The organism is Geodermatophilus sp. SMS 5-13, from assembly GCF_059428245.1.
This window is the reverse complement of the sequence record NZ_CP165729.1, coordinates 1,236,939-1,261,844: the sequence shown is the minus strand read 5'-3', so window position 1 is coordinate 1,261,844 and position 24,906 is coordinate 1,236,939. Positions and strand designations below refer to the sequence as shown.

Here is a 24,906-nt window from a genome sequence, read left to right as displayed (position 1 = left end):
ATGGGGCTGCTGTCCACCGCCGTCCGCGACGTCCGCACGGGGCGCTTCGAGCGGACCCTGTCGGCCCTGACCGCCGCCGGCGCCGCGGTCACCGCCGGGGAGATCTTCTTCTCCCACGACGGCGCCAGCTTCGGCAACAAGGTCATGTGGTGGCCCGTCGTGGTGATGCCCACGGCCGTGCCCGCCGGGGTCGCCGCCGTCTTCTCGGAGCGGGCGGCGCGCACGGTGCTGCCGCTGACCAGTGCCGCGATCGTGGTCAACGGGCTGCAGGGCACCTACCTGCACTGGCGGGGCATCGCCCAGCGACCCGGCGGGATCACCCGCTACAACGTCGAGTCCGGGCCGCCGCCGTTCGCGCCGCTGCTGGCCTCGCTGGTCGGCGGCATGGGGCTGCTGGCCGCCGTCCTGCGGCGGGAGGGACGGCGCTGATGCCCTACCGCCCACCGCACCAGCACGCGGTCACCCCGCAGGGGCAGGGCCGCTTCCCCGGCTTCGACGTCCTCGACTCGGTCGACGCGTGGGACGACGTCACCGCCGGCGCGGTGCTCGAGCGGCTCTCGCACCCGACCGGGCTGTCCTTCTTCACCCCTCCCGAGTTGGCCGTCGCGCGCCCGCTGCTGGACCTGCTGCTCGGCCAGGACGGCGAACCGCGGGTGCCGGTGCTGGAGATGGTCGACCGCCGGCTGGCCGTGGGCGAGACCGACGGCTGGCACCACGACGACCTGCCCGAGGACGCGCAGGCGTGGCGGGAGACCCTCGCCGCGCTCGACAAGGCCGCGCACAGCCGCTTCGGCTGCAGCTTCGCCGACCTCGCCGCCGGCGAGCAGGCGTCGCTGGTCGACGAGGTGCGGCAGGCCGACAGGTGGCAGGGCTACGCCGCCGCCCACGTCTGGAGCCTGTGGACCCGCTACGCGTGCACCGCCTTCTACTCCCACCCCTGGGCGTGGAACGAGATCGGCTTCCCCGGCCCCGCCTACCCGCGCGGCTACCTCAACCCGGGGCTGGACGCGCGGGAGCGGTGGGAGGTCGCCGACGCGGGGGACCCACGGTGAACGCCGTCCGGGCGCGCAACGAGTCGGCCTGGCTGGTGCCCAACGACGGCAGCCGCACCAACCACCGGCTGCGCGCCGGCATGCGCCGGTTCGACCGCGACGACGAGGTCGACCTCGTTGTCGTCGGTGCCGGCGCCGGCGGCTCGGTGCTCACCCAGCGGCTGGCCCGCGCCGGCTGGCGGGTCGTCTGCCTGGACGCGGGCCCGTTCTGGGACCCCGACCGCGACTGGGTCAGCGACGAGCGCGGCTCGCACGGGCTGTACTGGACCGAGCCGCGGCAGATCGGCGGCGCCGACCCCGTGCCGCTGGGCAGCAACAACTCCGGCCGCGGCGTCGGCGGCTCGATGGTCCACTACGCCGGCTACACGCCCCGGTTGCACCCGTCGGACTTCCGCACGCGGAGCCAGGACGGCGTCGGCGCGGACTGGCCGATCTCCTACCCCGACCTCAAGCCGTACTACGAGCAGATCGAGGTGGAGCTGCCGGTGGCCGGCGAGGACTGGCCGTGGGGGGATCCGCACCGCTATCCGCACGCGCCGCACCGGGTCGGCGGCAACGGGCTGGTCTTCCTGCGCGGCGCGCGGCTGGCCGGCATCGAGGCGCGGGTCGGCCCGGTCGCGATCACCAACGGCCGGTTCGGCAACCGGCCGCACTGCATCTACCGCGGCTTCTGCCTGCAGGGCTGCAAGGTCAACGCCAAGGCCAGCCCGCTGATCACCCACGTGCCGGACGCGCTGGCGCACGGCGCGGAGATCCGCCCGGACTGCCACGTCAGCCGGGTGCTGGTCGACGACCGCAGCGGCCGGGTCACCGGCGTGACCTACTTCTGGCAGGGCCGGGAGCTGCGGCAGCGGGCGCGGGCGGTCGCCGTCTGCGGCTACAGCATCGAGACGCCGCGGCTGCTGCTCCTCTCGGCCACGCCCCGCTTCCCCCAGGGGCTGGGCAACGAGCACGACCAGGTCGGCCGCTACCTGATGGTCCAGGGGGCGCCGCAGACCGCCGGGCGGTTCGCCGAGGAGGTGCGCATGTACAAGGCGCCGCCGCCGGAGGTCAGCAGCGAGCAGTTCTACGAGACCGACCCAGGCAAGCCGTACCGGCGCGGCTGGTCGATCCAGACGATCAGCCCGCTGCCGATCACCTGGGCCGAGCACGTCGTCGCGCAGGGCCACTGGGGCCCGTCGCTGCGCGAGTACCTGCGCGACTACGTGCACTGGGCGACCCTGGGCTCGCTCTGCGAGTTCCTGCCGCGGCCGGGCAACCGGGTCACGCTCGCCGACGAGACCGACCGGCACGGCCTGCCGGTGGCGCACGTCTCCTACAGCCAGTGCGACAACGACCGGCGGCTCCTGGCCGCCGCCCAGGAGTCGATGGAGCGCATCCTCACCGCGGCCGGCGCCACCGAGCTCATGACGGTGCAGCGCTACGCGCACCTGGTCGGGGGCGCCCGGATGGCCGCCCGCCCCGAGGACGGCGTGGTCGACGCCGACCACCGCGCCTTCGGCGTCGCCGGGCTGCACGTCGTCGACGGCAGCGTGCTGCCCACGCAGGGCTCGGCCAACCCGGCGCTGACGATCATGGCGCTGGCGGCGCGGGCGGCCGACCGCCTGGCCGCCGGCGCCCGCTCCGGCCTCGGACACGAGGTGGCGTCGTGACCCGGACCGGACTTTCGGCGCCGAAAGTCCCTGCGGCGCACCGGACTTTCGGCGCCGAAAGTCCCCGGGGGGTCGTGCCGTGACGGCCCCGGTCACCGCGGTCCGCACCGGCGTGCACCGCTTCCCCACCCCGACGCCGGAGGCCGACGGGACCCTCGCGTGGGACGCCACGACCGCGGTCACCGTGGAGGTCGACGCGGGCGGGTGTACCGGCCTGGGCTGGACGTACAGCTCGGGCGCCGCGGCGGCCGTCGTCGACGACGTGCTCGCCGGCGTGGTCTGCGGCCGCGACGCGTTCGACGTCCCCGGGGCCGCGGAGGCGATGCACCGGGCCGGGCGCAACCTCGGCACCCGCGGGCTGTTCGCACAGGCGCAGAGCGCCGTGGACATCGCGCTGTGGGACCTCAAGGCCCGGCTGCTCGACCTGCCGCTGGCCGACCTGTTCGGCCGGGTGCGCGACCGGGTGCCGGTCTACGGCTCGGGCGGGTTCACGACCTACGACGCGGCGCACCTCGCCGAGCAGGTCGACGGGTGGCTGGCAGCCGGCTGCGCCGCGGTGAAGATCAAGGTCGGCGAGTCGTGGGGCACCCGCACCGACCGGGACCTCGCCCGCGTGCGCCGGCTGCGCGCGCTGACCGGGGACGGCGTCGCGCTCATGGTCGACGCCAACGGCGGCTACTCCCCCGGTCAGGCCCGCCGGATCGGCGCGGCGCTGGACGAGCTGGGCGTCGTGTGGTTCGAGGAGCCGGTGAGCAGCGACGACGTCGAGGAGCTCGCCGCGCTGCGGAACACCCTGCGCTGCGACGTCGCCGCCGGCGAGTACGTCGCCGACGTGCGGGAGGCCGCGCGCCTGGCGCCCGCGGTCGACTGCCTGCAGCTCGACGCCACCCGCTGCGGCGGCTACACGGGCTGGCTGCGGTGCGCGGCGGTGGCGGTCGCGGCGGGCCGGCAGGTGTCCGCGCACTGCGCGCCGTCCCTGCACGCGCCGGTGGCCGCGGCGCTGCCCGAGCTGCGGCACGTGGAGTGGTTCGCCGACCACGCCCGCCTCGAGCCGGAGCTCGTCGACGGCGCACCGCCGGTGGTCGACGGCGCGCTGGTCGTGCCGGGCACCGCGGGGCACGGCATGACCCTGGCCGCGCACCGGCGGGGCCGGTGACCCGCTCGCGGCCGGGCGGCGGGAACTTCGCCGAGGAGCTCGACTGGGACGGCGCCACCATCCGGGCCCGCGGCCACCTGACCGAGCAGGGCGCGGATCTCATCCAGGGCGCCGTCGAGGTGCTCCGCCGGGCGGGCCGGCACTCCATCACCGTCGACCTGGGCGCCGTCCGAGCCGCCGACGACGGGGCCCTCACCGCGCTGGATGCGCTGGCCCGGCGCCTGCGGGTACTGCACGACGAGCTCGTCGTCCTGTCCGAGGAGAGGAAGGAATCGCTGTGAAACCGCAGTACGTCGTCGTCACGGGGGCCAGCGCGGGGATCGGCCGGGCGGTCGCCACCGCCTTCGGCCGCCGCGGCGCGACCGTCGGCCTGGTCGCCCGCGGCGAGAAGGGCCTCAAGGGCGCCGCCGAGGACGTCGAGCGGGCCGGCGGGCGCGCCGTCGTCCTGCCCACCGACGTCGCCGACCCCGACGCGGTGTTCGCCGCCGTCGACCGCTTCGAGAACGAGGCCGGCCCGATCGACGTGTGGGTCAACGTCGCCTTCTCCTCCGTGTTCGCGATGTTCGACGACGTCACCCCCGGGGAGTTCCGCCGCACGACGGAGGTGACCTACCTCGGCTACGTGTACGCGACCCAGGCCGTGCTGCCGCGGATGAAGGCCCGCGGCCGGGGCACGATCGTGCAGGTCGGCTCGGCGCTGGCCTACCGCGGCATCCCCCTGCAGACCGCGTACTGCGGCGCCAAGCACGCGATCCAGGGCTTCCACGAGGCGCTGCGCTGCGAGCTGCTGCACGAGAGGAGCCCGGTGCGCGTGACGATGGTGCAGATGCCGGCGGTGAACACCCCGCAGTTCTCCTGGGTGCTCGACCGGCTGCCGCGGCACCCGCAGCCGGTGGCGCCGATCTACCAGCCGGAGACCGTCGCCGAGATGGTGCTCTTCGCGGCGGACCACCCGAAGCGGCGGGAGTACTGGGTCGGGTCGAGCACCGCGGCCACGCTGGCCGCCAACGCGCTGTTCCCCGGCCTGCTGGACCGCTACCTGGCCCGCACCGGCTTCGACTCCCAGCAGAGCGACCGGCCGCACGACCCGGACGCGCCGGCCAACCTCTTCGAGGCAGCGGACGACGACCACGGCCACGACTTCGGGGCGCACGGCGAGTTCGACGCCCGATCGCGCACCTCGGACCCGCAGCTGTGGGCCTCCCGGCACCACGGCACCCTCGCCGCGGCCGGCGCCGCGCTGGCCGGGGCGACCGCCTGGTGGCGCCTCCGCCGGCGGTGAACCGTCGGGCCGGGCGGATTCCGCACCGGGAGGGGTAAGACCGTGGCGGCCCGCCGACACTCATCAGACATGCGCACCGACTGGCAGAGCACGCGGGCCGCCGTGCTGGAAGAACAGGTCGTGGCCTGGCGCCGCGGCCGGCTCCTCGAGGCCGGCTTCGGCTTCGACCTCGCCGACGCCCTCGCCGGCGAGTTCCGGGTGGACCTGCACGCGTTGCTCGAGCTGGTGGAGCGGGGCTGCCCGCCGGTGCTCGCCGCCCGCATCCTGTCCCCCGTCGACGGCGACGGAGCCCACCGGTGAACGACGCCGACGTGGTGCCGCAGGGCGCCGTCCGCCCCCGCCGCGCGGCGGACGACGGCTCCCGCGCGGACGACGCCGAGACCTGGCTGTCGCCGCTGCGGGCCGGGGGCGAGCAGCGGGAGCTGGCGATCGGCCGGCTGCACGCGCTGCTGCTCCGGGCGGCGCGGTTCGAGGCGGCCCGCCGGCGGGCCGCCCTCTCCGGGATCGGCGGCCGCGAGCTCGACGACCTGACCCTGCAGGCGGCCGACGACGCGCTCGTCGCCGTCCTGGCCCGGCTGGACACCTTCCGCGGCGCCAGCCGCTTCACCACCTGGGCCTACAAGTTCGCCATCTACGAGACCTCCGTCAAGCTGCGGCGACGGGCCTGGCAGGACCGCGAGGTCCCGCTCGAGCCGCAGTCCTGGGCGCTGGTCCCCGAGCGCGGCGAGCAGCCGCAGCAGCACGCCGAGACGGCGGAGGTCCTCGCCGCCGTCCGCCACGGGATCGCCGCCCTGACCCCGCACCAGCGGCACGTCCTGGTGGCGCTGACCGTCAACGACGTGCCCATCGACGTCCTCGCCGAACGGCTGGGGACCACCCGCGGCGCGCTCTACAAGACCCTGCACGACGCCCGCCGCGCCCTGCGCGGCCGGCTCGCCGAGCGAGGCCTGCTGTCCACTGCCACCGCCATCGCCGAGGAGGCGCGGTGAACGACCCACGACGTGCGCCCGCACTGAGCCGTCTGCTCGGCCCCGGCCGGCCGGAGGTCACCTGCGAGGTCTGCTTCGACGAGCTGGACCGCTACGTCGATCTGGAGCTCGCCGGGGCCGACGCCGAGGCGGCCGTGCCCGGCATGGCGGCCCACCTGGAGGGCTGCCCCGCCTGCTCCGAGGAGCACGCCAGTCTCACCGCGCTGCTCGCCCCCGGGGCAGCGCGGTGACCCACCGTCAGAACGCCCTGCCGAGGATGCGGCAGGGATCCCTTCCAGCCCCCTCCGGGAGTAGGCCATGAGTCTCCTGACCCTCGGACACGGCGGTGCGAGCCGGCTCCACCGGGTGTCCTTCCTTCTCCACCGGCCGGCACCGGTCGCCGCCGTCCCCACGACCGCGGACGGCGCACCGGCGGTCGACGGGCGGGTGTTCGCCGTCCAGCGGCTGGGGGCCGTGGGCGTCGGGACGTTCCTGCTGGTCTTCGGGACGCTCGGCCTCACCAGCGGCATCCCGTTCCTCACCACCCACGGGCAGCGCCTGCTCGGCCTGTCCTCCAACGGCCTGCTGTCGGTCCTGTCGGTGGTCGTCGGCGCGGTGCTCGTCGGCGCCGCGATGCGCGGTCCGCGGGTCGCCTCCACCGTGATGATGGTGCTGGGGTCGCTGTTCCTGCTCTCGGCGCTGGTGAACCTGGCGCTGCTGCAGACCAGCGTCAACGTGCTGGCCTTCCGGATGAGCAACGTGCTGTTCTCGATCGGCGTCGGCGTGCTCCTGCTCGTGCTGGGTGCCTACGGCCGGGTCAGCGGCAACCTGCCGGAGACCAGTCCCTACGCGCATCCGCACCCCCACGCCGTCGAGCCGCCCGAGCTGCCGGCCACGCCCGCGGAGGTCGCCGCGGAGGCGGCGATGCGGCAGGCCGAGATCGCGGTCGTCGAGCACCGCGCGAGCGAGGACCAGCGGCGCCGCGTGGCGGCCATGGCCCTCGTGCACTCGCGGCCGGACCGGCGCCACGTGTGGATGGAGTTCGACCGGCCGATGACCGGCGGCGCCGTCCTCCCCCGGTGACGAGCGTCGCCGCCGTCCCCGCTCAGCTCGTGCCGGGGCGGAGCAGCGGCATCATCACCCCGTCGACGACGGCGGCCGGCAGGTCCGGGCCGATCTCCCGGCCGCCGAGCAGCCAGCGCTGCAGCACGATGGACGGTCCGGCCTCGGCGGCCAGGCCGGCTCCCGCCTCCGGCGCCACCTCCCCGCGGGCGGCCGCCCGGGCGAAGGCGTCGGCGAAGGCGCGGTCCCAGCGGTCCAGCGGTCCCCGGCGGTAGGCCTCGGCGAGCGCCGGCTCCTCGTCGAGGACGCCGAGCAGGGCGCGGCTGGCCCCGCCGCCGGGCCCGGCGAGGATCTCGGTCAGGGCGCCCAGCAGCGCCACGAGGTCGTCGCGCAGCGACCCGGTGTCGACGACGACGAGGGTGTCGTCGCTGGCCGCGTCGATGACGCTGACCAGGAGGTCGACCTTGCTGGGCCAGCGCCGGTAGATCGTCGCCTTGCTGACCCCGGCCACCATCGCGACCTCGTCCATGGTCAGCCCGCGGTAGCCCACCTCCGAGAGCACCCGGAGGACGGCGGACCGGATCGACTCGTCGAGCGACGGGTCGAGCGGGCGCCCGCGACGAGGGCGGTCCGCGGTCACCCCCGAACCGTACCGATCACGCCGACCGGCCCGACGGCGCTCCCGGGACCACGGCGCGCGCAATGAGGAACTCGCCGGTTTCCGTGGTCGGTCCCTACCGTCGCGCCGACGAGGTGCCGTCCGGCACCGACAGACCGCGGCACGGGCGCCGCGGACGGGGGGAAGCGTGCACAGCCGGCTCAGCTGGGAGTCCCCGAGTTCGCGGCTGGTGCTGCTCGCCGTCCTCGAGGCGCTGGTCCACCACGGGTACGCGGGCGTGACGGCCGAGACCATCGCACTGCGGGCCGGCGCGGCCGCGAGCGCGCTGGGCGAGGATCCCGACATCGAGGACCTGGTGGCCACCGCGGTCTCCGGCATCGAGCTGTTCGACACGCCGCCACAGACCGGCTCCCTCCGGGGCGACCTGCGCGCGCTGCTCCACCCGTGGCGCAGTCCCCGCACCTCCGACGAGATGGCCGTCGCCGCAGTGCTCAGCGCCGCGGAGTGGAGCGCGCCGCTCAAGGCCGCGACCGCGCAGGCCCTGGACTTGCCGCTCGCCCAGGCGCTCGGCACCGTGCTCAGCCGGGCCGCGGAGCGCGGCGTGCCGCAGTCGGCGCTGCAGACGCTGAGCTGGGTGCTGCGCGGGCTCGTGCTCGAGCGGCTGCGCTCGGGCTCGCGGTCGGCGGTGGACCTGGACCTGCTGGTGGACTTCCTCGTCGCCGGCCTCGAGCGCCGAGCGGCGGGGACGACGGACTGACGTCCCCGCCGCTCCCCCGTCGTCAGACGCCGGCCGGGCTTCGGGCCGGCACGGCCTCGCCGAGGGCCTGCGCGATCGTGGCGGTGTCCATCACCTCGGTGAACGACGTGACCCTGCCGTCGCGGAAGGTCCAGACGTGCACCCACGGGACGCCGTCGAAGGAGTTCCCGGCGACGGTCCGGCCCCGGTGCCGGCCCCGGACGACGACGGTGTCGCCCGCCTCGAGGTAGCTCTCGGGCGCCACGACGAGCTCGGCGAAGTTCTGGGCCAGCTTGCCGAAGAACTCCCCCGCGCCCTGCGGCCCGCGGTAGTCGCCACCGAAGGAGATGCTCTCCGGCGTGGACCACACGAGGTCGTCGGCGAACAGGCCGAGCACCGTGGGGATGTCGCCGGCGGCGAAGGCCGCGTAGCCGCTCCGCGCGAGGTCCGCGTTCCCGGCCGCGGCGACGTCGGGCGTCCCGGTGGCGGTGAGGACACCGGCCCGCGGGGTGAACACCTCGTGCGCCGGGTGGAAGGTGACCTCCGGCTGCACGTCCAGGCCGAGCTCGGCCATCGCCGGGCCGAGCCGCTGCTCGCCGAAGGCGCCGAAGGCCGCCTCGCTCTCCCACGCGTCGGCGTTGTGGCAGTCGGCCCCCTCCCACCAGGTCAGGTGCGCGTGCCCGCCGTCCGGCGGCCGCTCCAGCCACCCGGTGCGCCCGCGGACGGCGTCGTACTGCTCCGGCGTGATGCCGCGCAACACGACCTCGGCGATGACCGTCATGTCGAACCTCCTCCGATGACCCCTGTCGACGTGCAGCAGTGCGCCGCGGCCGATCAGGCCGGATCACCGAGAACGCGGTGATCCGGTGGCGGGTCCGGTGACGCATCGAGGACGTGCAGGCGCCCCTGGCCGCCGACCCGCCGGCCGTCCGACCGCGTCACCGCGTGCGGCCGAACGGCTGTCGTCCCGGGTGGCGCAGCGGTACGGTCCGCGCCGTGGAGTCCTCCGGCTCCCTGCTCGCCGCTCGGCTCGCTGCCGGTGACGACCGCGCCCTCGCCGAGGTGTTCGACCAGCTCGGGGCGGCCGTCCATGCGACCGCGCTGCAGATCCTCGGCAGCTCCGCGGCGGCGCAGGACGTGGTGCAGGACGTGCTCGTCGAGCTGTGGTGCCACCCGCAGCGCTACGACCCGACGCTCGGCAGTCTGCGCACCTACCTGACCCTCTGCGCGCGGCACCGCGCGCTGGACGTCGTCCGCAGCGAGCTGCGCCGGGCCGGCCGGGAGGAGCGGCACCAGCGGCTGGTGCCCGAGCCGCGCCAGCCGACGCCCGGCGAACAGGTCGCCGACGCCGACACCGCCGCGGCCGTGCGCGCCGCGGTGCGCTCCCTGCCACCCGACCAGCGGCGCGTGGTGGAACTCGCGTACTTCGACGGGCTGAGCTACCGCGACGTCGCCCAGCGGATCGGGATCCCGGAGGGGACGGCGAAGTCGCGCCTGCGCCTCGCCCTCGCCAAGCTCGAGCACCTGCTCGACCGCCAACTCCTGGAGCCGTCGTGATCACCGGTGCGTCGCTGCCCGCGGGGCTGCGCGAACGCGTGCTGACGGCCGCGCGCGAGGCCCGCGCGGCCGGCCGAGCCCTGCCCGAGACGCCGGCCATCTCCCCCGTCGAGGCCTTCAGCCGGGCCGCGGACGCCTTCGCCGGCCTGCTCGCGACGCTCGACGACGCGCACTGGCGGCTGCCGGTGCTCCGCGACCTCGACGTCCAGGGCCTGGCCGGGCACCTGGTGGGCGTCGAGGACGACGTCCAGCGCGCGCTCGCCGGGGATCCCGGCGTGGCCCGCGTCGACCACGTCGCGTCGACCCAGCCGGTGGCCGAGGAGCAGGCGGGACGGCCACCGGAGGAGACCCGCCGGACCTGGCGCGACGCCGCTGAGCGCACGGTGGCGCAGGTGCGCGGCCGCCGGCTCGACGAGGTCATCGCCGTCCACGGGCTGCGGCTGCCGCTGGGCGCGCTGCTCGTCGTCCGGGCGTTCGAGCTGTGGACGCACGAGAACGACATCCGCACCGCGGCCGGCCTCCCGGCCTCCGTGCCGGACGGGTCGACGCTGCGGCTGATGACCGACCTCGCCGTGGGCATGCTGCCCTTCGGGGTGGCCCGGGTGGCCGACGACCTGCCGGCGCTCGACGTGCACCTCGTGCTCACCGGCGCCGGCGGCGGCACGTGGGACATCCCGCTCGGGTCGCGGCGGGCCGGCGAGGTGCCGGAGGTTGCGATCGTCGCCGACGCGGTCGGCTTCTGCCGGCTGGTGGCCGACCGCATCGGACCGGAGCAGCTGGGGGCCCACGTCAGCGGGGACGTCGCGCACGCTGACGCCGTCCTGGCCGGGGCCGCCGCGCTCGCGCTGGACTGACGGCACCCGCCTGCTAGAGCGTTCCCGGCGCGCGGTCGAGGCCAGGCAGGTGCTGCGCTCAGTGGCGGACCTCTGACCGCCGCCGGCGGCGGGCCACCGCGCCTGAGCCCGTACTGCCGCCGAACGCGCACGAGATGCCCAGCACGTAGCCGAAGTCGTACCAGTTGCCGTTGTTCTGCACCTCGTAGACGTTCACGTGGTCGGTGAACAGCGAGATCACGAACGTGACCGGGACGATGAACCCCTGCCAGAGGCCGAGCCAGAACCCGGCCGGCTCGGTGCCGGTGTCGACGGCGGGGTTGGGTCCGGCCGCGCATCCCGCCAGGACGACGACGGCCACGGCGAGCAGCGCGCACGCGACGATCCGGGATCTGGACATGGGACACCTCCGCCGGCGAGCCTGCGCCGGCGGAGGGGTCGCGGGTCAGTCCCGAAGGTCCCGATTCTCAGTGCACGTACTCCGCCCGCCGCCACCAGACCATCGGCACGGCCATCGCCGGCAGCATGAGCAGGTGCCCGCCGGTGACCACGGCGCCGGCCGAGATCGCGCCCGCCCAGTAGGGCACGAGCAGGACGAGGAACGGCAGGTACATCGCCGCCGCCATCTCCGCGATCGCCACGGCGGAGTGCTTGCGGAAGGCCATCCACGCGGCCATGCCGATGGCCATGTTGGTGGCCATGCCCAGGACCATGACCTCGGTGGTCGCCGACCAGCCGGGCCAGACCAGGCCCCAGACCGGGCCGAGGGCGAACATCCCGGCGAACATGGCCACGACCATCTCCAGGTAGTGGCGGACGAGGTGCCACGCGACGTGCGTGCGGCTGTGCTGCGGGAGGGTCTCGGTGGTCATGGCGGAAGCGTCGCGGCCGCCGGCCTCCGCCGGACGTGCCGGAGGTCATGACCGGGGGTCACGACCGGGCATGACCCCGGGTCAGAGCAGGTCGAGAGCCCGGGCGCGCAGCGCGGCCTGGGTGCGGTCGCGCGCGCCGAGCTTGGCCAGGACGTTGGTGACGTGGTTCTTCACCGTGCCCTCGGCGAGGAACAGCGTCTGCGCGATCTCCCGGTTGCTGCGGCCGCCGGCGAGCAGCCGGACGACGTCCAGCTCGCGCTCCGACAGCGGCACCACCAGCGGCTGCGGGCGCGGGCGCGGTTCGTCGGAGAGCCGGGCGAACTGGGCGACCACCTTGGCCGCGACCGAGGGCTGCAGCACCGACTCGCCGCGCTCGGCGGCGAGCAGCGCCTCGACCAGCCGGTCGGAGGCGACGTCCTTGAGCAGGTAGCCGACCGCGCCGGCCCGCAGCGCCGCGAACACGTCCTCGTCGTCGTCGAAGGTGGTCAGGGCGAGCACCCGGACCTCCGGCTGCTCCAGGCGCAGCCGGCGGGTGGCGGCGATGCCGTCGAGCACCGGCATGTGCAGGTCCATGAGGACGACGTCGGGCCCCAGCGCCGCCGCCCGGTCCAGCGCCTCGGCGCCGTCCCCGGCCTCGCCGACGACCTCCACCTCGGGCCGCGCCTCGAGCAGGGTGGCCAGCGCCTCGCGGAACAGCGCCTGGTCGTCGGCGAGCAGCACCCGGACGGGGCTCACCCGGGCACCTCGACCAGCAGCGTCGTCCCGGCGCCGGGCGTGGAGGTGACGTCGAGCCGGCCGCCGAGCCCGACGGCCCGCTCCCGGATCCCGACCAGGCCGAAGCCGCCCCCTCGCGTGCCGGGCAGGCCGCGACCGTCGTCGCAGACCTCGAGCCGCACGGTCGCCGGGCCGCGGAAGTCCAGCACCACCGTCGCCGAGCGGGCCTGGGCGTGCTTGCGCACGTTGGTGAGCGCCTCCTGCGCGGCGCGGAACAGCGACTCCTCGGCCTCGGCCGGCAGCGGCCGCGCCTCGCCCTCGACGTCCAGCCGGGTCGGGACGCCGGCGGCCGACGCCTCGGCGGCGAGCGCCTCCAGCGCGGTCCGCAGCGGCGGGCGGGTGCGTTCGGCGCGCAGCGCGGCCACCGACCGCCGGACCTCGGCGAGCGCCTCCGTCGCGGAGTGCTGCGCCTTGGCCAGGACGGCGTCGGCGCGGGCCGGGTCGCCGGCCAGCACGGCGCGGGCGGCCTGGACCTGCATCTGGACGACGGTGAGGTGGTGGCCGAGCCCGTCGTGGATGTCGCGGGCGACCCGGTTGCGCTCCTGGGTGGTGGCCAGCTCCTCGGCCTGGGCGGCGTACGCCCGCAGCTGCTCGTGCGCCGCGGCCAGCTCCTCCCGGGCCCGCTGCTCGCGCTGCAGCAGCACGGTGACGACCGCGGTGAACACGGCCGCGCCGAGGATGCCGAACCCGTTGCGGACGAAGTCGCCCCAGCCCATGCCGAGGTGCACGAGCGGGACGACGGCGGTGAGCGCCACGGCAGCCGGCAGGGGCAGCAGCAGGTAGCCCTGGCTGACCAGGATGAGCAGGAGGAGGGTCGCGCCGACGCCGGCCCCGCCGAGCCCGAAGACCGCGTAGCCGATCGTGAGCTCCAGGAGGACGTACGCGACCGCGAGCCGCCGTCTCCGCCGCGGCGGCTGACGGTCGACCCAGGCGAAACCGAGGACCAGGATCAGCGTGTAGACCACGCCCGCCGCCACCGCGGCGAGCGGCTGGGGGTCGGCGGTGACCTCCACGGCGAGGACGATCAGTGCCACGCAGGCCATGACCGCCAGTGCTCGCCTCACGTGATCACTCTGCTTCCGGGCGAACCCGCGGTCAACGCCCCTCCGTCCCCGGCGGGTTGGGCACCGGTGGGCCACCGTCCGGAACCACTGCGTTTCGCTCCGGCACGGCGTCCCGTGCACCGTGGACATCGTCTCTGCAGACATGGTCGCCGTCCGTCCCTGGGTGTACGAGGGTGCATGCCCGCGCGCCGTGCGGTCGTCACCGCGGCGGCCATGACGACCGCACTCCTCACCACCGGCTGCGGTGGCAACAGCAGCGGCGGCGACGGTCCGAGTCCCACCACGAGCAGCAGCATGGTCACCGACACGGGCGACTCGGTGCCGGCGACGTCGTCCGCGTTTCCCTCGTCGTCGCGGGCCGAGGAGAACACAACCGGGCCACCGACGCTGACGACACCGGCCACGACAGAACCGACGACGACGCCCTCAACGGACGAGCCGGACACAGGTTGACATGGCCTCGGCGTGGTCCGCGCGGCCGGCGGGAACTGAAGCCCCGACCGCGGACGCAAGCTCGCCGACGGATGCGGCTGCCCGCGCCTCGGCGTTGAAGCAAGTCGTCGGGCTGGTCCTCGGCCAGCTGGGCGCGGTCACCGCGCTCGCCGTCTACTTCGGGTGGGCCCGCACCAGCGCCTTCCTCCAGTACTTCGGCCTCGACAGTTCCGTCGCCGGCCTCACCACAACCGACTACGTCCTGCGCAGCGTCGGCGCGGCGTACTGGCCGCTGATGGCGCTGGGAATCCTTGCCTTCACGACTTTGACGCTGCATCCGCGGATCAGCGCACACGTGACCGGCTCACGACACTGGCTCCTCGCGCTCATGGCAGCAGGAGCGACGATGCTCGCCATCGCCGTCGCCGGGCTGTTCCAGCTCTGGGTCTTCCCACCCTCGATCCCGGTCATACCGCTGCTGATCTCGGCGGGGCTGGCGCTCCTCACGTACGTCACCGTGCTGCGGGCGGACGGGTCGGGCACCGGTTCGGGGCTCCGCGGCAGGGCCCAGTTCGTCGCGTTGGCCGGTCTCGTCGCTGGTGGGCTCTTCTGGCTCTGGGGTGCCTACGCCGCCGCAGGCGGACGATCGACCGCCGAGGACATGGCTGCCGATCTGCCGTTCCGCACGGAGGTAACGGTCTTCAGTGCCCAGCGGCTAGGACTCAACGGCCCAGGCATCCGGGTCGACCCGATCCCCGATGACGCGAGCGCCTACCGGTTCCGCTACACCGGACTGCGTCTGCTCCTGCACTCCGGCGACCGGTACTTCCTCCTGCCCAAGGACTGGCAGCACGGGCGGGACCCGCTCTTCGAGCTGGCCGAGTCGGGCTCCGTCCGCCTGCAATTCGTGGCGTCCCCATTCGACTAGTGCCGCGTCAGGCATCCTTCGCCTCGGGCACCGGGCGGGACTCGGTTGCCGATGCCGACGGGTGTCGACTCGTGGCGGTATCGCGCGCCCATGAGACCACCGGGATCCGACACTCGGTGGCATCCGCCGGTCCACCGGCACTCCGTTGACAGAGCGTGCAGTACCAAGCCACCCGTTGATCGCGAAAACTTAGGCTAGGCTAACCAATAGCCAGCGGCCGTCGGGAGGCGACGCCGTCCCGACATCGAGGAGGCGGTCCACTGATGGCCGAGCGACGGCCGCGGATCCCGCGGATGGCCGAGGTGCTGCGCACGTCGTACGTGACCCCGCACATGATCCGGGTCGTGCTGGGCGGTGAGGGGCTGGCCGGCTTCCCGGCCGGCGAGTTCACCGACCACTACGTGAAGCTGCTCTTCCCGCCGGATTCACCGGACCCCGAGCGGCCGGTCACCCGCACCTACACCGTGCGGGCCTGGGACGACGCCAGCGGCGAGCTCACGCTCGACTTCGTCTGGCACGGCGACGAGGGGCTGGCCGGACCGTGGGCCGCGGCCGCGCGGCCCGGCGACCGGATCTCGTTCTTCGGCCCCGGTGGGGCGTACGCGCCGTCCCCGGACGCCGACTGGCACCTGCTCGCCGGCGACGAATCGGCGCTGCCCGCCATCGGAGCGGCGCTCGAGCGGCTGCCGGCCGGGGCCCGCGCGCTGGCGTTCGTCGAGGTGGCCGGCGCCGAGGAGCAGCAGAGCGACCTGGTCATCGGGGACGGCGTCGAGTTGGTCTGGGTGCACCGCGGGGACGCCGCACCGGGCACGGCCCTGGTGCACGCGGTCCGGTCCGCTCCGCTGCCCGAGGGCGCCGGCCACGTGTTCGTGCACGGGGAGGCCGGCGCCGTCCGGGAGCTGCGCCGGCACCTGCGGGCCGAGCGCGGGCTGGCGCCGGAGCTCACCTCGATCTCCGGCTACTGGCGCCGCGGCGACAGCGAGGAGCGCTGGCAGGCGACCAAGCGGGAGTGGAACGCCGCGATCGAGGCCGAGGAAGCGGTGCTCGGCGCCTGACGTGGGGCGAATCACAATGCGGTGTTCGCCCAGGTCAGGCCCGTACTGAGCGTGGGAATGGGGCAGACGCCGGGACTGCTGAACCCGTAGCCTGGACGGGCAGCCCGCTGTGCGCCGCCGCCGGCCGGGCGCCTCTCCCCTGCACGCTCCCGTCCCCTCCCCCGGAGCTCATGACTTCCCCGCGCACACAGATCGCTCCCCAGACCGACGAGACAGAGAAGCCGAAGGCCGGCGGGCTGTCCGCCGTCCAGATCGCCTCCGGCGCGCTCGCCGCGGTGTCCTCGGCGGTGCTGCTCTCCTTCTTCGGCGTCGCCGGCACCCTCACCGGCGCCGCACTGGCCAGCGTCATCAGCACGGTCGGCGCCTCGCTGTACACGACCTCGCTGAAGAAGACCAACGAGGGACTGCGCCGGGTGATCACCCGCGAGCAGGCCGCGGCCACCGAGCCGGGCGCCCCGGCCACCCAGGCCCTCCCGGCCACGCCGGCCCTCCCGGTCACCCAGGCCCTGCCCGCCCCCCAGGCCCTGCCGCCCCGGCTCGACCCGCGGCGGGCGCCGGCCAAGCGCTTCCAGCCGCGCTGGGGCCGGGTGGCCGCCTACGCCGTCGGCGTCTTCGTGGTGGCCATGGGCATCGTCACGGGCATCGAGCTCATCGGTCAGCAGCCGGTGTCGGCGCTGGTGGGCAACTCGTCGTCCACGGGGACGACGACGCTCGGCGAGCTGACCAACGCCTCGTCGTCCTCGGACACCACGCCGTCGACGCCGTCCTCGCCGACGACGTCCGCCCCGGCGACGTCCACGGCCGACAGCTCGCCCGCAGAGCCGACCGAGGCGACCCCGACGGACGAGGGGGACTCGGAGTCGGCGTCCCCGTCGACCGCGACGTCGTCCTCGAGCTCGTCCGCGTCGAGTTCCGCGACCACGCCGACCCGCTCCGCCGGGACGAGCTCGGCGCCCACGCAGGGCGCGGCGCCCACGCCCTGACCCGCTCGACCCGAGAAGCCCCGGCCGATTCCGGCCGGGGCTTCTCGGGTCTACAGGGCGACGGGCATGGCCGGGACGGGGAGCCTCTGCTCGGAACCCGACCCGGTGCCCCGGCCGGGGAGTTCCCCCTCTACCCGGCCGGCGCGTGGTCCTGGACGGCTCCCGGGCCGTGAGCGGCCCCGGAACCTGCGCCTACCTTCGCACCGACGGCGCGCTCTCACATCCCGAGCCGCAATTCAGCCGCCGCCGCCGTCCCGCCCGCCGCCGTGGCCGTTGCCGCGACCGGCGCCGGGACGCCTCGGAGCCGTCGACAGCGTCGGCTCGGCCGTCGCGGGGGCGGACGGCGCAGCCGTCGAGACCGGGGCGGCGGGTGCGGCGGGGACGGATGCTGTCGTCGCCGCGACGGCGGGCGCGGTCGCGTACGTCACGTCGACCAGCTGGCCGGGCGCGAGTTCCCCCACGGGGTCGAGCGCGAGAACCTGCCCGGCCGGGACATCGGCGGTCCCCTCCGGCCGCAGCTGCACCGCGACCCCCAGCGCGATCAGCCGGCTGCGCACCTCGGCGACGGGGCTGCCGACCAGTCCGTCCGCCGTGACGGAGATCGTCGTACCGGCGACCGTGCTGCCGCTCGCGGTGGCCGACGGCGTCGCGCTGCCCCGTGCGGCCGTGACCGGAGAGTCCGGGGCCAGGAGCAGGCCGCCCGTGACCGCGACGCCCAGGACCACGAGCGCGGCCACGAAGGCGACCGCCAGCCGCGCGCGGGCCGGTACCCGCGTCGGACGGGTCAGTGCCTCGGTGACGGCGAAGGCGTTCGGGCCCGGCGGAGCGGAACGGGTCGCACCCGTGGCGAGAACGGTCGTCCGGTGCTGCTCCACGTCGGGAGCCGCACGCTGCGGGCAGAGGGCGTCCACGGCGTCGCGAAGGGCGGCGCCGTCGCGGATGCGGTCCTCGGGCCGCCGCGCCATGGCGCGGGCGACGAGCGCGCGGACGTCATCCGGCACCTCGGGCGGGAGCGGTGGCGGAACCTCGCGGACGTGCCTCAGCGCCGTCTGGACGCTGTTGTCCCCCTCGAACGGACGCCGTCCCGCCAGGCACTCGTAGGCGATGACCCCCAGGGAGTAGACGTCGCTCGCCGGTGTCGCCGGCTCGCCGTCCACCCGCTCCGGTGCCAGGTAGTGCACCGAGCCCATCACCTGGTCGGCGCGGGTCAGCGGCACGTTCGCCGCCGACCAGGCGATGCCGAAGTCGGTGAGCTTGACGGCGCCGTCCGGCCGGACCAGCACGTTGGCCGGCTTCACGTCCCGGTGGACCACGCCGGCGGCATGTGCCGCGGCGAGTGCCGACGCGGTCTGGCGGACGATGCTCAGGCTGCGCGCCACGTCGAGGACACCGTCCCTGCGCCGGAGCGCCGCGAGCGTCTCCCCCTCGACCAGCTCCATCACCAGGTAGGCGACGTCCTCGCCGTCCACGTCCGTGGTCTCGCCGTAGTCGTGGACCGTGGCGATCGCGGGGTCGCCGAGCAGCGCGGCGTGCCGCGCCTCGTAACGGAACCGGGTCAGGAAGGTGGGATCCTCACCGAACTCGCTGCCCAGGACCTTCACCGCGACGTCCCGCCCGAGGAGTGTGTCGCGCGCCTGCCACACGCGCCCCATGCCCCCTGTGGCGATGAGCGAGTGGAGCTCATAGCGGTCCCCGAGGAGGTCACCCCTCCGGCCCCGGGACCTGTGCCCTCCCGCGGGCGGGGTTCGCACGTCCACACCGGTCCTTCCGGTCGGGCGGGGCGACTCCCCCGCAAACGGATCCTCGCGAAGGGACAGTCTCTCCCTCCGTGACCTCACCGTAACCATTTGTAGTGGGAGGGCAGGTGCACCGCCGGTGCGACACACCCCACTACCCCCCGCGTCGGCGGGCTCCCGCGGATCCGCCCGAGCAACGGCGGCTCGTCCCGGGCACGCCGTCTGGCAGGTTGACGCCATGGCCGATGCCCCGCCGGTGCGCCTGCTCTACGTGCCCTACGACTCGGCGGTCTTCGACACACGCATGGGTGCCGGCCCGCTGACGCTGGCGCGGGGCGGCGCCGCGGCACGGCTCCGCGAACGCGGGCACGACGTCGGCGAGCAGGTGCTCGAGCCGTCGTCCGCCTGGCGCGCGGAGGTGCAGACCGCCTTCGAGCTGCAGCGGTTGATCGCCGACGCGGCCGGCGAGGCCCGCCGTGCCGGCCGGCTGCCGCTGCTGCTCGCGGGCAACTGCAACACCACCCTCGGCGTGCTGGCCGGCCTGGCCGGACCGGGCCGGCGGCTGGGCCTGATCTGGCTCGACGCCCACGGGGACTTCAACACCCCCGAGCTGACCGAGTCGGGATTCCTCGACGGCCAGGCCCTCGCCATGGTGGTCGGCCGCTGCTGGCGGGCCATGACCGGCACGGTCGGCTCCTTCGCGCCGCTGCCCGAGGACCGGGTCCTGCTCGTGGGCGCGCGCGACCTCGACGCCGCGGAGCGGTCCGCGCTGGAGGGGTCCGGGGTCGGCCGGCTGCCACCGGCACGGGCGCGGGACGCCGACGCCGTGGCCGCGGCGCTGGACGACCTGTCCGGCCGGGTCGACGCCGTGCACGTGCACGTGGACCTCGACGTCCACGACCCCGACGCGGTCGCCCCGGCCAACGGGTTCGCTGCCCCCGACGGGCTGCTGGCCGACGACGTGCAGCGGATCGTGCGGCAGGCCGCCGACCGGCTGCCGGTCGTGTCCGCCACCCTGGCCGCCTTCGACCCGGCCTGCGACGACGCCGGCCGGATGCGGGAGACCGCCCTCGACCTGCTCGACCTGCTCGCCGCCGTCGGGACGTGCGGCTGAGCCGGCCGCGTCAGGGCGCGAGCCTCCTCGTCAGGGCTCGAGCCGCCGCTTCAGCTCCTCGAGCGAGCCGCGGTAGATGTCCGCGATGGCGGCGGCGAGCTGGGTCTCCTCCGCCGGGGACCCCGCGGTGAACTCCGCCGCCCAGACCACCTCGGCGCCCCGCTCGTGCTCCCGGACCGACAGCCGCGAGAGGTAGACCTCCAGTGGCAGCGGCCCGGAGACGAACTCGTAGACGTAGTACCGGCCGGCATCGTCGTGCTCGACGATCCGCTCGGTGGCGTCCCCGCCACCACCGGCGAAGGTCGCGTGGCGCAGGTCGCCCTCCATCCGGCAGCTCTCCAGCGCCGGCGCCCAGTCGGCGATCGACCCGGGATCGCCCACCACCTTCCACACGGCGTCGGGGGCGGCGGCGATGACGACGGTCTCGGTGACGTTCACGGCGACTCCTCACTGGGGCGGGACGGACGGTGCACGAGGACCGCGGCGATCACTGGGCCGAGAGGATGGTGACGACGCAGGCGTTGCCGTCCATGCCGGCCGCACCGCCGCCCATGGTCTCCACCAGGCCGACCCGGTGCCGCCCGACCTGCCGCGCGCCGGCCCGCCCCCGCAGCTGCCAGGCGATCTCGGCGAGCTGGGCGGTGCCGGTGCCGCCGAGGGGGTGGCCGCGCGAGAGCAGGCCGCCGCTGGGGTTGACCGGCTGGGCGCCGTCGCGGGTCGTGTGCCCGGACGGCGCCAGCTCGGCGCCCTTGCCACGCGGCGCGAAGCCGAGCGCCTCCAGCGTGAGGATCTCGCCGATGGTGAAGGCGTCGTGGACCTCGAGGACGTCGACCTCCTGCGGCGTGCGGCCGGCCTGGGCGAACGCCTTCTCCGCGGCCCGCGCGACCGAGGCGTAGCCCCAGACGTCGTCGCTGCGGTGGTCCCACAGCGCGCCGGAGACCAGGACCGAGGCCTCGATGCGCAGGTCGTCGGCGTTGCCGCGGTCGGGTCCGACGATCGCGGCGCCGGCGCCGTCGCTGGTCGGGCAGCACTGCAGGAAGGTCAGCGGATCGGCGATCATCCGCGAGGCCAGGACCTCCTCGACGCCGGGTGCGTTGTTGCGCAGCTGGGCGCGCGGGTTGTCCAGGCCGTTGCGCTTGTTCTTCACCGCGATCGCGGCGAGCTGCTCGGGCGTCACCCCGAACTCGTCCATGTAGCGGCGGGCCTGCAGCGCGTAGAGCCCGGGCAGCGGCAGCGAGGACGCGCCCTCCGGGTCGGTGGCCTCGGGCACGATCGCCCCGGAGAACAGCGTCGACATCTGGTCGACGCCGAGCACGAGCACGCAGCGGAACCGGCCGAGCCGGACCGCCTCGACCGCCTCGTGGTAGGCGCTGGTGCCGCTGGCGCAGGCGTTCTCGACTGTCCACATCGGCACGCCGGGGATGCCGATCCCCCGCTGCACGCGGGTCGCGACGCCGGGCGGCCCGAACACCGAGCCGACGACGATCGCGTCGATCTCGGCCGGCGTGATCCCGGCGTCCCGGATGGCCTCGGCGACGGCGTCCCAGGCGAGGGACTCGACGCGACGCTCGGGGAAGAGCCCGTAGCTCGACGTCCCGACGCCCCACAGCATGGGCTGGGTCATGGTTGCTCCTCCTGGGTGTCCGACCGCGCGGCGACGAGGTCACCGCGGTCGGTCCCGGTGATGCGCAGGCGGGTGCCGGCCCGCAGCACCTCGGGCTCGGCGAGGTGGACGAGCAGGCGCGGCCCGTCGTCGAGGTCGAGGTAGGCCAGCCCGAACGGTGGCCTGCGCTCCCCCACCGGGATCGCCACCACGGTCGACGACCACACCGTCCCCGTCGCGGCGAAGCGGTCCGGCTCCACCGGCGCATAGCAGACCGGGCACCACGGGATGCCCTGCTGCGCGGCCGGGTAGCGGCAGGCGGTGCAGCGGACGCCGAGGACGGCGTCGACGTCGAGCACCGGCCGCGAGTCCGCGACGGCGAGCCCCCCGACCGCCGCCCCCGGACGGCGCTTCGTGGGCCGCCCGACACCGAGGCCGCCGGCGCTGGAGGTCGCCGGATGGGTCTGCGTCATCAGTGGTCGCCCTCCAGCGTCAGGGAGAAGTCGGGACCGTCGATGTGCAGGTAGGCCCCGACCGACGTCTCGACCATCTCGCGGATGAACCGCATCTGCTTGGTCGTCGGCGCGAAGTCGCGGTTGCGCTGCGGGGTGGCACGCATGACGTCGATGTCGCTCTCCGGCACGAGCAGCCGGAGGATCAGCTCGTCGTCGGAGATCGAGGCCCCGAACCGCTGCCGCAGCTCGTCCAGGCTCGGCTGCGGCGGCTGCCAGTCGCTGTAGCTCTTCGCCTTGGGCGAGCTCATGATCGTGTCGAGCACGTTCTGGTCGAGCGGGGCGACCGGGCGGCCGTAGAAGCCGTGCGCGTAGATCAGCACCTCGTCGGGGACGACGGAGTAGCGCTGCCCGCTGACGACGTTGAGCACCGCCTGGGTCCCGACCAGCTGCGAGAACGGCGTGGCCATGACCGGGTAGCCGAGCTCCTCGCGGACGCGGGACATCTCGTCGAGGACCTCCTCGAACCGGTCCTCCATGCCGCGCGCCCTGAGCTGGTCCTTGAAGGTGCCCGCCATCCCGCCCGGGAGCTGGTGGCGGTACTGGAAGAGCGAGTACTCGGCGGGCTGGCCGACCGGTAGCGCCTCGTACTCGGCGACCCGCAGCAGGTGCTCGGCGACGGGGGCGAAGCGGGTCTCGTCGAGGTCGACGTCGAAGCCGGCGTAGCGCAGGTTGGCCACGGTGTTCTCGGTCGACGGCAGGGAGACACCGGCCGCGAGCGGGCGGCTGGCGGTGTGCACCACGTCGGCCCCGGCGAGCACGCCCTCGAGGTAGTTGACCGGCGCGAGGGCGTTGTTGCTGTGGAAGTGGATCTCGACCGGCAGGTCGCCGGCCGCCCCCTTGATGGCGGCGACCAGGCTGCGGGTCCGCTCGGGGGTCAGCAGCCCGGCGGCGTCCTCCAGCTCGATGCCGTCGGCGCCGAGCGCGACGAGCTCACGCGTGCGCTCCGCGTAGTACTCGTCGGTGTGGTACGGGCTGTCGGCGAACAGGATGCACGGCACGGCCGCGGCGCCCTCGGCCTGCACGGTCTTCACCAGCCGGCCGATCTTGTCGGTGTTGAACAGGCCGTCGTAGATCCAGAAGCTGCCGATGCCGTGCGCGCACAGCCGCTGCACCCACAGGTCCATGACGCTGTCGGCGGTGAGCCCGAACGTCACGATGCCGTTGCTGCGGGTGCCGGCCCGCACCGTGGTCCGCGGCATCGCCTTGGACAGCGAGATGAGCTGTTCCCACGGGTCCTCCTTGCAGTGCCGCACGAGGACCTCGAAGATCGAGCTGCCGACGAGGTCGATGGTGTGGAAGCCGGTCCGGTCCAGCTCGCCCGCGATGGGCAGGCCCATGTCCTTGCGGAGCTTCATGCCCCACCAGCTCTGCGGGCCGTCGCGCAGGGTCTGGTCGATGATCTCGATCTTCCTGCGCCGTCCGTCGGCGGTCTTCGGGGCCCGGTCGAGGTAGCTCATGGGTTCTTCTCCAGGTAGTCGGGCAGGCCGCGGGTGGCGATCCAGTCCGTGGTGACGCGTCCGGCCCGGAAGTCCGGGTGGTCGAGTGCTGCGCGGGCGAAGTCGCGGGTGGTGGGCACGCCCTCCACCTGCAGCCGGCCGAGGGCGGCGACCAGGCGGTCGGCGGCGGTGTCACGGTCGGGGCCGTACGCGACGACCTTGGCCAGCAGCGAGTCGTAGTAGGGGGTCACGACGTAGCCGGGCTCGCAGTGGCTGTCGACGCGGATCCCCTCCCCCTCGGGCGGCACCCAGGTCGCGACGGTGCCGGGATGCGGGGTGAAGCCGCGGGCCGGGTCCTCGGTGGTGATCCGCACCTCGATCGCGTGCCCGGCGAACCGGACGTCGTCCTGGGTGAGCCGGAGCGGTTCCCCGGCCGCCGAGCGGATCTGCTCGGCGACCAGGTCGACGCCGGTGACCAGCTCGCTCACCGGGTGCTCGACCTGGATCCGGGCGTTGAACTCGAGGAACGCGTACCGGCAGGTGTCGGCGTCGTAGATGAACTCGACCGTGCCGGCGCTGTCCAGCCGCAGCGCCTCGGCGAACGCGACGCCGCTGCGGCGGATGTCCTGCCGGACCTCCTCGGGGATGTTCGGGGCCGGGGACTCCTCGACGACCTTCTGGTGCCGGCGCTGCAGGGTGCAGTCCCGCTCGCCGAGGTGGATCACCGAGCCGTGCTTGTCGCCGAGGACCTGCACCTCGATGTGCCGGGCGTGCCGGATGAACCGCTCCACGTAGAGCCGGCCGTCGCCGAACGCCGCCTGCGCCTCGCCGGCCGCGGCGGGCCAGCGCGACCGCAGCTGCGCCTGGTCCTCGACCACGGACATGCCCCGGCCGCCACCGCCCGCCGCGGCCTTGACCAGGACGGGGTAGCCGAGCGCGGCCGCGGTCGCCACCGCCTCCTCGGCGGAGTCCAGGACGGGCGATCCGTCGAGGACGGGGATGCCGGCGCTCCTGGCCAGCTCCCGGGCGCGGGCCTTGTCGCCCGCCTGGGCCACCGCGTCGGGCCGGGGCCCGATGAAGGTCAGCCCCTCCGCGACGCAGGCCGCGGCGAAGTCGGGGTTCTCGGAGAGGAAGCCGTACCCCGGGTGGACGGCGTCGCAGCCGGTGCCGAGCGCGGCGGACAGCACCGAGGGGATCGCGAGGTAGCTCTGGGTCGCCGGCGCCGGCCCGATGCAGACGGCGCGGTCCGCGAGCCGCGCGGCGAGCCCGTCGCGGTCGGCGGTGGAGACGACGACGACGGTCTCGATGCCCAGCGCCCGGCAGGCCCGGACGACGCGCACCGCGATCTCGCCCCGGTTGGCGACGAGCACCTTGCGGATGGCCCTGGTGCAGGGGCTCGCCGTGGCCCCGTCCAGAGGCTCGCCCCGAGCCTGCGAGGGGTGAGTAGGGCGGGGTCCTTCTCCGGTGGGGGGCACCA

At 74.8% G+C, this 24,906-nt stretch carries 30 protein-coding genes; 18 read left to right on the top strand and 12 right to left on the bottom strand.

Annotated elements, in window-relative coordinates:
* The 10 genes from AB3388_RS06220 (at position 1) to AB3388_RS06175 (ending at position 7,193) form a co-directional block, all read left to right on the top strand.
* Positions 1 to 429, top strand: a complete 429-nt coding sequence (locus tag AB3388_RS06220) for a hypothetical protein (RefSeq protein ID WP_495409890.1) — start codon at positions 1 to 3, stop codon at positions 427 to 429.
* Positions 429 to 1,052, top strand: coding sequence for a gluconate 2-dehydrogenase subunit 3 family protein (locus tag AB3388_RS06215; protein WP_495409889.1), 624 nt, complete (start codon positions 429 to 431; stop codon positions 1,050 to 1,052). The genes AB3388_RS06220 and AB3388_RS06215 overlap by 1 nt, the downstream gene beginning before the upstream one ends.
* Positions 1,049 to 2,704 carry a GMC family oxidoreductase gene (locus AB3388_RS06210; protein WP_495409888.1) on the top strand — a complete coding sequence of 552 codons (1,656 nt, stop codon included), beginning with the start codon at positions 1,049 to 1,051 and terminating at the stop codon, positions 2,702 to 2,704. The genes AB3388_RS06215 and AB3388_RS06210 overlap by 4 nt, the downstream gene beginning before the upstream one ends.
* A gap of 79 nt (positions 2,705 to 2,783) precedes the next feature.
* Positions 2,784 to 3,860: an enolase C-terminal domain-like protein gene (locus tag AB3388_RS06205; protein WP_495409887.1), complete on the top strand. Its 1,077-nt coding sequence runs from the start codon at positions 2,784 to 2,786 to the stop codon at positions 3,858 to 3,860.
* Positions 3,857 to 4,141: a hypothetical protein gene (locus tag AB3388_RS06200; RefSeq protein WP_495409886.1), complete on the top strand. Its 285-nt coding sequence runs from the start codon at positions 3,857 to 3,859 to the stop codon at positions 4,139 to 4,141. The genes AB3388_RS06205 and AB3388_RS06200 overlap by 4 nt, the downstream gene beginning before the upstream one ends.
* Positions 4,138 to 5,142, top strand: a complete 1,005-nt coding sequence (locus AB3388_RS06195; protein WP_495409885.1) for an SDR family oxidoreductase — start codon at positions 4,138 to 4,140, stop codon at positions 5,140 to 5,142. The genes AB3388_RS06200 and AB3388_RS06195 overlap by 4 nt, the downstream gene beginning before the upstream one ends.
* Positions 5,143 to 5,211: 69 nt before the next feature.
* Positions 5,212 to 5,442 (top strand): hypothetical protein, encoded by a 231-nt coding sequence (locus AB3388_RS06190; protein ID WP_495409884.1) that lies wholly within the window; start codon positions 5,212 to 5,214, stop codon positions 5,440 to 5,442.
* Positions 5,439 to 6,131 carry an RNA polymerase sigma factor gene (locus AB3388_RS06185; RefSeq protein ID WP_495409883.1) on the top strand — a complete coding sequence of 231 codons (693 nt, stop codon included), beginning with the start codon at positions 5,439 to 5,441 and terminating at the stop codon, positions 6,129 to 6,131. Before AB3388_RS06190 ends, AB3388_RS06185 begins: the two co-directional genes overlap by 4 nt.
* Positions 6,128 to 6,361: a hypothetical protein gene (locus tag AB3388_RS06180; RefSeq protein ID WP_495409882.1), complete on the top strand. Its 234-nt coding sequence runs from the start codon at positions 6,128 to 6,130 to the stop codon at positions 6,359 to 6,361. The genes AB3388_RS06185 and AB3388_RS06180 overlap by 4 nt, the downstream gene beginning before the upstream one ends.
* 115 nt (positions 6,362 to 6,476) lie before the next feature.
* Complete coding sequence (locus AB3388_RS06175) at positions 6,477 to 7,193, top strand: DUF4383 domain-containing protein (RefSeq protein WP_495409881.1); 717 nt, start codon at positions 6,477 to 6,479, stop codon at positions 7,191 to 7,193.
* 22 nt (positions 7,194 to 7,215) lie between these two features.
* On the opposite strand, the gene AB3388_RS06170 is transcribed toward AB3388_RS06175, so the two are convergent.
* Entirely contained in the window at positions 7,216 to 7,812 is a 597-nt protein-coding gene (locus AB3388_RS06170) for a TetR/AcrR family transcriptional regulator (protein WP_495409880.1), read from the bottom strand.
* A 166-nt stretch (positions 7,813 to 7,978) separates the two neighbouring features.
* Between AB3388_RS06170 and AB3388_RS06165 the strand changes: the two genes are divergently transcribed.
* Positions 7,979 to 8,548 (top strand): TetR-like C-terminal domain-containing protein, encoded by a 570-nt coding sequence (locus tag AB3388_RS06165; RefSeq protein ID WP_495409879.1) that lies wholly within the window; start codon positions 7,979 to 7,981, stop codon positions 8,546 to 8,548.
* A 22-nt stretch (positions 8,549 to 8,570) separates the two neighbouring features.
* Here AB3388_RS06165 and AB3388_RS06160 read toward each other — a convergent pair whose 3' ends face one another.
* Positions 8,571 to 9,308, bottom strand: a complete 738-nt coding sequence (locus tag AB3388_RS06160) for a nuclear transport factor 2 family protein (RefSeq protein ID WP_495409878.1) — start codon at positions 9,306 to 9,308, stop codon at positions 8,571 to 8,573.
* Positions 9,309 to 9,523: 215 nt separating this feature from the next.
* Here AB3388_RS06160 and AB3388_RS06155 point away from each other — a divergent pair, with 215 nt between their 5' ends.
* Positions 9,524 to 10,084: a sigma-70 family RNA polymerase sigma factor gene (locus AB3388_RS06155; RefSeq protein ID WP_495409877.1), complete on the top strand. Its 561-nt coding sequence runs from the start codon at positions 9,524 to 9,526 to the stop codon at positions 10,082 to 10,084.
* The gene (locus AB3388_RS06150; RefSeq protein WP_495409876.1) at positions 10,081 to 10,938 is read left to right on the top strand and encodes a maleylpyruvate isomerase family mycothiol-dependent enzyme; all 858 of its coding nucleotides are present in this window, start codon (positions 10,081 to 10,083) and stop codon (positions 10,936 to 10,938) included. The genes AB3388_RS06155 and AB3388_RS06150 overlap by 4 nt, the downstream gene beginning before the upstream one ends.
* Positions 10,939 to 10,996: 58 nt before the next feature.
* Here AB3388_RS06150 and AB3388_RS06145 read toward each other — a convergent pair whose 3' ends face one another.
* From AB3388_RS06145 to AB3388_RS06130, 4 genes are all read right to left on the bottom strand, one after another.
* Positions 10,997 to 11,317 carry a hypothetical protein gene (locus AB3388_RS06145; protein WP_495409875.1) on the bottom strand — a complete coding sequence of 107 codons (321 nt, stop codon included), beginning with the start codon at positions 11,315 to 11,317 and terminating at the stop codon, positions 10,997 to 10,999.
* 67 nt (positions 11,318 to 11,384) lie between these two features.
* Positions 11,385 to 11,789 (bottom strand): hypothetical protein, encoded by a 405-nt coding sequence (locus AB3388_RS06140; protein WP_495409874.1) that lies wholly within the window; start codon positions 11,787 to 11,789, stop codon positions 11,385 to 11,387.
* Between the two features lie 81 nt (positions 11,790 to 11,870).
* On the bottom strand, positions 11,871 to 12,524 hold the full coding sequence (locus AB3388_RS06135; RefSeq protein WP_495409873.1) for a response regulator: 654 nt from the start codon (positions 12,522 to 12,524) through the stop codon (positions 11,871 to 11,873).
* Positions 12,521 to 13,627, bottom strand: a complete 1,107-nt coding sequence (locus AB3388_RS06130) for a sensor histidine kinase (protein WP_495409872.1) — start codon at positions 13,625 to 13,627, stop codon at positions 12,521 to 12,523. The genes AB3388_RS06135 and AB3388_RS06130 overlap by 4 nt, the downstream gene beginning before the upstream one ends.
* A 177-nt stretch (positions 13,628 to 13,804) precedes the next feature.
* Between AB3388_RS06130 and AB3388_RS06125 the strand changes: the two genes are divergently transcribed.
* The 4 genes from AB3388_RS06125 (at position 13,805) to AB3388_RS06110 (ending at position 17,025) form a co-directional block, all read left to right on the top strand.
* Complete coding sequence (locus AB3388_RS06125; protein ID WP_495409871.1) at positions 13,805 to 14,080, top strand: hypothetical protein; 276 nt, start codon at positions 13,805 to 13,807, stop codon at positions 14,078 to 14,080.
* A gap of 1 nt (position 14,081) precedes the next feature.
* A complete protein-coding gene (locus AB3388_RS06120) occupies positions 14,082 to 14,987 on the top strand; it encodes a hypothetical protein (RefSeq protein ID WP_495409870.1) in 906 nt (301 codons plus the stop codon).
* 263 nt (positions 14,988 to 15,250) lie between these two features.
* Positions 15,251 to 16,042, top strand: coding sequence for a siderophore-interacting protein (locus AB3388_RS06115; protein ID WP_495409869.1), 792 nt, complete (start codon positions 15,251 to 15,253; stop codon positions 16,040 to 16,042).
* Between the two features lie 170 nt (positions 16,043 to 16,212).
* The gene (locus AB3388_RS06110; RefSeq protein WP_495409868.1) at positions 16,213 to 17,025 is read left to right on the top strand and encodes a hypothetical protein; all 813 of its coding nucleotides are present in this window, start codon (positions 16,213 to 16,215) and stop codon (positions 17,023 to 17,025) included.
* A 236-nt stretch (positions 17,026 to 17,261) separates the two neighbouring features.
* Here the strand turns inward: AB3388_RS06110 and AB3388_RS06105 are convergent, their stop codons facing one another.
* Positions 17,262 to 18,872, bottom strand: a complete 1,611-nt coding sequence (locus AB3388_RS06105) for a protein kinase domain-containing protein (protein ID WP_495409867.1) — start codon at positions 18,870 to 18,872, stop codon at positions 17,262 to 17,264.
* 127 nt (positions 18,873 to 18,999) lie between these two features.
* On the opposite strand from AB3388_RS06105, the gene AB3388_RS06100 reads away from it, so the two are divergent.
* The gene (locus AB3388_RS06100) at positions 19,000 to 19,875 is read left to right on the top strand and encodes an arginase family protein (protein ID WP_495409866.1); all 876 of its coding nucleotides are present in this window, start codon (positions 19,000 to 19,002) and stop codon (positions 19,873 to 19,875) included.
* A 30-nt stretch (positions 19,876 to 19,905) separates the two neighbouring features.
* On the opposite strand, the gene AB3388_RS06095 is transcribed toward AB3388_RS06100, so the two are convergent.
* The 5 genes from AB3388_RS06095 to AB3388_RS06075 are packed head-to-tail and all read right to left on the bottom strand — an operon-like array spanning position 19,906 to position 24,799.
* Complete coding sequence (locus AB3388_RS06095) at positions 19,906 to 20,313, bottom strand: SRPBCC family protein (protein ID WP_495409865.1); 408 nt, start codon at positions 20,311 to 20,313, stop codon at positions 19,906 to 19,908.
* 49 nt (positions 20,314 to 20,362) lie between these two features.
* Positions 20,363 to 21,499, bottom strand: a complete 1,137-nt coding sequence (locus AB3388_RS06090; RefSeq protein ID WP_495409864.1) for a thiolase family protein — start codon at positions 21,497 to 21,499, stop codon at positions 20,363 to 20,365.
* Positions 21,496 to 21,951, bottom strand: a complete 456-nt coding sequence (locus tag AB3388_RS06085; protein ID WP_495409863.1) for a Zn-ribbon domain-containing OB-fold protein — start codon at positions 21,949 to 21,951, stop codon at positions 21,496 to 21,498. Before AB3388_RS06085 ends, AB3388_RS06090 begins: the two co-directional genes overlap by 4 nt.
* Positions 21,951 to 23,450 carry a hydroxymethylglutaryl-CoA lyase-like TIM-barrel protein gene (locus tag AB3388_RS06080; RefSeq protein ID WP_495409862.1) on the bottom strand — a complete coding sequence of 500 codons (1,500 nt, stop codon included), beginning with the start codon at positions 23,448 to 23,450 and terminating at the stop codon, positions 21,951 to 21,953. Before AB3388_RS06080 ends, AB3388_RS06085 begins: the two co-directional genes overlap by 1 nt.
* Positions 23,447 to 24,799, bottom strand: a complete 1,353-nt coding sequence (locus AB3388_RS06075) for an acetyl-CoA carboxylase biotin carboxylase subunit (protein WP_495409861.1) — start codon at positions 24,797 to 24,799, stop codon at positions 23,447 to 23,449. Before AB3388_RS06075 ends, AB3388_RS06080 begins: the two co-directional genes overlap by 4 nt.
* Between the last annotated feature and the right edge of the window lie 107 nt (positions 24,800 to 24,906).